Annotated in this window: 6 protein-coding genes and 1 pseudogene; 6 read left to right on the forward strand and 1 reads right to left on the reverse strand. The window is 69.8% G+C overall.

The window, feature by feature from the left end:
- Window positions 1-127 precede the first annotated feature (127 nt).
- The gene (locus tag WBA11_RS01455) at window positions 128-802 is read left to right on the forward strand and encodes a DNA-3-methyladenine glycosylase (RefSeq protein WP_424518956.1); all 675 of its coding nucleotides are present in this window, start codon (window positions 128-130) and stop codon (window positions 800-802) included.
- Here WBA11_RS01455 and WBA11_RS01460 read toward each other — a convergent pair.
- Window positions 799-1,719, reverse strand: coding sequence for a hypothetical protein (locus WBA11_RS01460; protein ID WP_424518957.1), 921 nt, complete (start codon window positions 1,717-1,719; stop codon window positions 799-801). The two genes, WBA11_RS01455 and WBA11_RS01460, sit on opposite strands and share 4 nt — an antisense overlap.
- A 58-nt stretch (window positions 1,720-1,777) precedes the next feature.
- Between WBA11_RS01460 and crcB the strand changes: the two genes are divergently transcribed.
- The 5 genes and pseudogenes from crcB to WBA11_RS01485 form a co-directional block, all read left to right on the forward strand.
- Entirely contained in the window at window positions 1,778-2,137 is a 360-nt protein-coding gene (gene crcB / locus WBA11_RS01465) for a fluoride efflux transporter CrcB (protein WP_424518958.1), read from the forward strand.
- A 158-nt stretch (window positions 2,138-2,295) separates the two neighbouring features.
- Window positions 2,296-3,690, forward strand: a complete 1,395-nt coding sequence (locus WBA11_RS01470; protein ID WP_424518959.1) for an ABC transporter substrate-binding protein — start codon at window positions 2,296-2,298, stop codon at window positions 3,688-3,690.
- A gap of 173 nt (window positions 3,691-3,863) precedes the next feature.
- Complete coding sequence (locus tag WBA11_RS01475; protein ID WP_424518960.1) at window positions 3,864-4,826, forward strand: outer membrane protein assembly factor BamD; 963 nt, start codon at window positions 3,864-3,866, stop codon at window positions 4,824-4,826.
- Between the two features lie 57 nt (window positions 4,827-4,883).
- On the forward strand, window positions 4,884-5,438 hold the full coding sequence (locus tag WBA11_RS01480) for an RNA polymerase sigma factor (protein WP_424518961.1): 555 nt from the start codon (window positions 4,884-4,886) through the stop codon (window positions 5,436-5,438).
- A 19-nt stretch (window positions 5,439-5,457) separates the two neighbouring features.
- Window positions 5,458-6,161, forward strand: a pseudogene (locus WBA11_RS01485) (hypothetical protein); the annotation flags it as partial.

A 6,161-nucleotide genomic window follows, 5' to 3' on the forward strand; every position in this document is an offset into this window, starting at 1 on the left:
GTCAGCCCCAGGCCGGCCAGGCAGATCAGGGCGAGGCGTTGGACGGTTTTCTGTTTCATCGGAGACGGGGGCGAGAGAGGCGCGTAGACATGGCCCTACGGACCATCGACCTCGAGGATACAGACCCGTGTACGAAGCCCTCTCCCGAGACTTTTTCGCCCGTCCCACCCTCGAGGTCGCCCGCGACCTGCTGGGGCACCTTCTGGTCCACGAGACCGAAGACGGAACCCTCGCCGGTCGCATCGTCGAGACCGAGGCCTACCTCGACGACGACCCCGCGATGCACGGCTGGAAAGCCACCTTCGATCCCGGCGGGCGCGTAGTCCGAGAGGGGAGGGTCGCCGACCTGTTCGTCGAGCCGGGCACGGCCTACGTCTACAAGATCTACTACACGAACTGGCTGCTCAACGTCGTCACAGAGCCCGAGGGCCAGGCGGGCGCCGTCCTGATCCGTGGCGTCGAGCCCATCGAGGGCGAGGAGCTGATGACGCAGAACCGTCCGCCCTCGATTAAGCGCCGTCGCGATCTTACCAACGGGCCGGGCAAACTGACGCAGGCGCTCGGCATCACGGAGTCGCCCGAGGCGACCAAGAGCCGCTTCCACGGCGCCGACCTCACCTCGCCGCCGCTCTACATCGCCCGCGGCGAGCCCGTCCTCGATGACCGTGTCGCGCGCAGCTCGCGGATTGGCCTGACGCGCGGCATCGACCTCGACTACCGATTCTTCGTCGAGGGCGACCCGTTCGTCTCGCCCGGCGTGCCGAGCGACGTCAGGCGCGACCGGAAGACCAAGAAGCGCTAGGCCCGGCTGAACATCGCGAAGGCCGCAGCCAGGATCCCGACCTCGAGGGCGACGACCACGAGCACCAGCACCACGAACGCGACCGGCGCCCCCCCGATCTGTTGACGCAGCGACAACCCCGAACTGCTGAACAGCGACGCTCCGGGCCTCCCGATGAACCACAGAAACGGCGTCACGACGAGAAGCGCGATGGCCAACAGGACGAGCGCCATCCCGAGCAGGCCGCGCAGCCCGCCGGCGAGAGCCGCGCCGATCAAAAGGAGGACGGGCGCCAAGCGGGCGACCGTCACACGCGGCGGCCTCGGTGCCGGAGCGCGGGGCGCTGGAGACATGGGCCGAGGCGGGTGCGAGAGGCGGTCGGCCTCGGACGCGAGGGCTAGGAATCGGTCGCCCCAGCCTTGATCGATAGCTACGTCTTGGAGCTCGCCCGTGGGCAGGAAGAGCGCCTGGACATCGCTGAGGCGCGATCGTCCGGCCTCGAGGTCGCGCCTAATCCGGGCGATTTCGGCCTCGATGGCAAAGGCGTCCGGTCCGTCCTTGAGGGCCACGAGCGTGCGGCGGAGGAGATCCGCGAGAGGTCGGTCGTAGGGGTGGACGGTCGCGGCATCGAGGGCGCGCTCGAGGTCGGCCGCCGGCACGGTCTCGCCTCGGACGGTCGCCGTCTCGGCCTCGAGGTCGATGGTGGTCGTCAAGCTGCCGACGCCGTTGGGATACTTCTGAAGCGTGAGCGTCACGTGGCCCTCGGTCCAAACGGTTTTCACGACCGACCACACGGTGCCGCGCAGGTCCGCGATCACGCGGTCGCGGTCGAGGTCCCGCACGGCCGGAGGCAGGATCTCGTGCGACATCCGCATCGGGACGGCGTCGGCCTCGACCGTGTAGCGGCCGTCGGGGGAGCGCGAGACGACGTCGGGCATGGCGGGAGTGGCGCCGTCGTCCTCGAGGTCGGACCTTGCGGCGTCGTCCTCGAACGGTATGCGCTCGGTCTTGCTCGTGGCTTTGGGAGGCGCCGTCGGCGCCGTGGCTCGGTACGGGGTCGGGCTGTGGGCGGTCCGTTTCGAGGTCGCGCCCTGGGGGACGTGGATCGTCAACGCGGTCGGGTGCTTGTTGATCGGGATTGCGATTCCCGCCGTGCGCGACGACGGCGCTCGCCTCGCGTTGGTGGTCGGCGTGTTGGGCGCGTTCACGACGTTCTCGACGTACAGCGCGGACACCGTTCTGTTGTGGGAGGCCGGTCACCGCGGACTGGCCGTGGCCAACGCGGCGGGGAGCGTGATCGTCGGCGTGGTGTTCGTCGTCATCGGCTTGGCGGTCGGCCGGTCGCTCTCGGCGTAGCCGCCCTCGAGGCCGCACCCAGGCACCTCGTCCTCGAGGTCGGCGCATAGGCGATAGGTCTTTTTGTCCTCGAGGACGGGTCTCACCAAACGCTCAGGCGCACATCTTGTCCGTTCGCTGCCGAGGTCGGATCTTGCTGTCCCCCCGACCCCGGATTGATGCGTCTCGTCTGTCTCCTTTCTCTCGTCGCGGCGCTCGCCGTCGCGCCCGTTTCGGCCCAGCCCGCCGACGCCGAGTCGATCCCCGGCGCCGAGGCCGCGTTCCAGAACGCGCTCGCCAGCTACCGCGTCGGCGACTACGCCGAGGCCGAGCGCCTCTTCTCGCGAGCCGCCGACGAGTTCGGCTACAACGAGCGCACGACGTCGGCGACGTTGATGGCCGCGAAGTCGGCGTATGCCGAGGGGGACTTCGACCGTGCGATCGCGGCCGCAACGCGGTTGGTGGCTCAGTATCCCGAGAGCCGCTACGTCGACTCAGCTCGCGACGTGCTGGCACTCGCGGCCCAGGGCGGTCCGGGGGGCCGAGGCTTGCCGTTCGACCTAGGCGTCGTGCTGCCGGTCGGAGGGATCGACGGGTACCTCGGGCAAGCGCTGTTCAACGGCGTCCGTATCGCGGTCGACGAGCACAACGAAGGCGCCTCCGGCCGGCCGGTCCGCATGGTGTTCCGCGACTCCGGTGGCAACGGGGAGGGAGCCCGCTTGGCCGTCGAGGGCGTCGTCCTCGAGGGCGCGGACGGCATCATCGGGCCGCTGTTCAGCGACGAGGCCGAGACCGCCGGCGCGGCGGCCGAGGCCGCTAGCGTAGTTTTGTTGGCTCCTCTCGCGACCGACGAGGGCGTGAGTATGGGTCGGCGCTACGTCTTCCAGGCCAACCCGACGTTCCCGGCTCGAGGACGAGCGATGGCGCGCTACGCCGTCGGGCGCTTGGGCCTCGATCGGTTGGGTGTCGCGTCCGTCGGCGGCACGCTCGGTGCCGACATGGCCGGCGCGTTCGGGACGGAGGCCCGCCGCCTGGGCGCTCGCGTCGCGTTCGAGGAGACCTTGGCGAACGCCGAGGCGTGGGAGGACCTCGACCGCGAGGTCGGCGCCAGCGCTCTCCAGGGCGTCGACGCCGTCTACCTGCCCGTCACTGGCCGCGACGCACCCCGCTACGCCGCCGACGCGCTCCGATCGCTCGACGCCCTCAACCGCGCGCCGCGCCCGTTGGGCAACACGGAGTGGGAGGGCCTGTCCACCTCGACCGCGAGGGCGACCCGCTTGGGCGCCGTGTTCACCCAGGACTTTTTCGTCGCCCCAGGCGCCGCCGACGCATTCGGCCGGACGTACCGCGCGCTCGCCGGGATCGGTCAGGACCGCCTCTCGCTGATCGGCTACGACATCGCTCGATTCCTCCTGCTGCAGATCGAGGAGCAGGAAGGCGACCTGGCCGAGGCCGTCCGCCAGGCCAGCCAGTACGACGGGGTCGGACACCGCTTCGAGTTCAACGGGGGTCAGGTCAACGAGGCCCTGTTCGTGCTCGGCTTCCGAGATGGCCAAGCGGTGCTCTTGGAGTGACCCCGAGGACGTGGCCTGATCGCACAGTGACTGCGCAAACTCTGGCATGAGCGACATCGTGTCGCCCTCGAGGGGCTCTGGCGAGATAAGTGCGGGCGTGGTTGTGACCGTGCAGAGGGGTCATCTGCTATGATCGACCTCGAGGTCGAAACCGTTCTCGAGGCGATCCTGCCTTGAGGTCGAACACGTCCTCGAGGACGTCCACACCTCGCCGCCTCTTCTCGCATTCCGCCTCCGCCCTCGAGGCCGCGACCGCGAACTTGAGCGGCAATAAGCGGCCAGCGATCCCGTTCGCCGCCGCGTCGCTGCTTGTCCCCGCCGTCCCGCTCATGTCGCTCCGAATCGGTCTCCTCGTTCTCGTCCTCGTCGCCGCCGGGTGCGGCGGAGGACCCCGGACGTTCAGCTCCGCACAGGAGGCCTACGACCAGGGAATCGCGGCCTACGATCGAGGCCGGCACGACTTGGCCGTCGAGTACCTCCGCGCCTCGCTCGACTTCGGACGGACCAGCGAGCTCGCCGACGACGCCCAGCTCGCGCTCGCGCGGGCCTACGCCGCCGACCGCCAGTATCTGCTGGCCGGCAACGAGTTCACGCGCTTCGTCGAGTTCTACCGGACCGACCCCCGCATTGAGCAGGCCGCCTTCGAGCGCATTCAGGCCTACGCCGAGCTGAGCCCGCGCTACGAGCTCGACCAGACGGACACGCGCCAGGCGCTCAACTACATCCGCATCTTCCTCCAGCAGTACCCCGACGGCCCGAACGCGGTCGCCGCCGCGGAGCTGGCCGCCGAGCTGCGAGAAAAGCTGGCCCGCAAGGCCTTCGAGGGCGGACGGCTCTACGAGCGCCGCGAGATCTACCAGGCGGCCGTCATCGCCTATCGCGACGTGCTCGAGAACTTCCCCGCCAGCATCTACGCGGACGACGCCTTGCTCGGCGCGCTCCGCTCGCAAATCTCCTACGCCCAGGGCAGCGTCCAGGCCCGGCAGCAAGAGCGCTACCGCGCCGCCCTCGACCTCTACGACGAATTGACGACGCTCTTCCCGCAGAGCGATACCCTCGAGGAAGCGGCCGACCTGTACGAGGTCGCGTTCCAGGGATGGCGTGCGAGCGGGGGAGATGACGCGGCCTCGAACTAGGCACTCGCCCGTGACCTCGCGTGCGCGGATGGCGGCACGAGCGATATCCTCGCTCACATGACCGCCTTCGACCCCGCCTCTGTCTCTCGCGCCCAGGACGGAGATACCGACGCCCGTGACGGGCTGCTCGCGGCCATCACGCCGATCCTGCAGGCGTTCTTTCGGAGCCGGATCGGCGGGTCGCCCCAGGCCGACGACTTGGTGCAGAACGCGCTGATCCGGGTCCACCGCGGCCTCGATGCACTGCAGAATCCGGCCCGGTTTAAGGCGTTCGCGATGAAGGCGGCCGTGTTCGAGCTCCAGGACTTCTATCGAGGTCGGTACAGCACGCGCGAGGCCCTCTTCGATCCCGATCTGCCGACGCCGGGCTCCGTCGACCCCGAGGACGTCGCGCTCCGGGTCGACCTCGAGGACGCCTTGGCCACCTTGTCCGAGCACGCGCGCACGATTATCGAGATGCGCGAGCTCGGCTACCCGTACTCCGACATCGCCACGACGCTCGACACCACCGAGGCCGCCGTCAAGATGCAGGTCAAGCGCGCCTTCGCCAAGCTTCGCGAGGTGTTGACGAGCGCCGTTGTTGCCTTTGCGCTGTTCGGCGCGGCTCTGTAGCGACCCACCCCCGCCACACGTGGACACCCTCGCCCTTTACGACTCCCTCGACGCCGACGAGCGCGCCGCCCTCGACGCGGCCATGGCCGACAAGCCCGAGCTCGCGACCGCACTCCAGCGGTGGCGTCAGCTCCGGGCCGGCGTCCGCGCGGACCTGGCCCAGTCGGTGCCCGACCGCACGTTGCTGGTCCTGTACGCCTTGTCCGACGCCGACGACGTGCTCACGCCCGACGAGCGCGAGACCCTCGAGGCCGCCCGTCCCGACCTCGAGGCCGCGCTCGAGAAGCACCCAGGTCTGACCGCCGTCGTAAAGCGGATCCGTGACGACCGCGACGCCTTCGACGCCGCGTGGAACTCCATCGATGGTGAGTCGGACGCCGCCCCTGACGATGTCCGTCCTCTCGACGCGGCATGGGAGAACGCTGGAGCGCGCCGGATCCGCTCTGTCGGCGCCGGTCGGGCCGAGGACCGCGCCGCTGCGCCTCGTGTCCGAACGAGCAGCGGGCAGCCGATGCGGTGGGCCTTCCGCGTCGCCGCCCTGGTCGCCGTCGTGGGGTTCGGGACGCTCGTGACGTGGCTCGGCATCCGAGATGCCGGACTCGAAACGCTGTCCGGCGCCCAGACCGTCGCCTTCGCCGATGGCACGACCGCCGTCCTCGATGGCCGCGCCGTCCTCGAGGTCGGGGAGGACCGAGGGCGCGAGGCCCGCTTGGTCGCCGGCCG

The sequence above is a fragment of the Rubrivirga sp. genome, assembly GCF_049648075.1.
Classification (GTDB): Bacteria; Bacteroidota; Rhodothermia; order Rhodothermales; family Rubricoccaceae; genus Rubrivirga.

Excerpts from the sequence above, each read along its gene's own strand:
- WBA11_RS01460 (WP_424518957.1), bottom strand. The coding sequence starts at position 1,719 with ATGCCCGACGTCGTCTCGCGCTCCCCCGACGGCCGCTACACGGTCGAG.
- crcB (WP_424518958.1), top strand. The coding sequence starts at position 1,778 with ATGCGCTCGGTCTTGCTCGTGGCTTTGGGAGGCGCCGTCGGCGCCGTG.
- WBA11_RS01470 (WP_424518959.1), top strand. The coding sequence starts at position 2,296 with ATGCGTCTCGTCTGTCTCCTTTCTCTCGTCGCGGCGCTCGCCGTCGCG.
- WBA11_RS01480 (WP_424518961.1), top strand. The coding sequence starts at position 4,884 with ATGACCGCCTTCGACCCCGCCTCTGTCTCTCGCGCCCAGGACGGAGAT.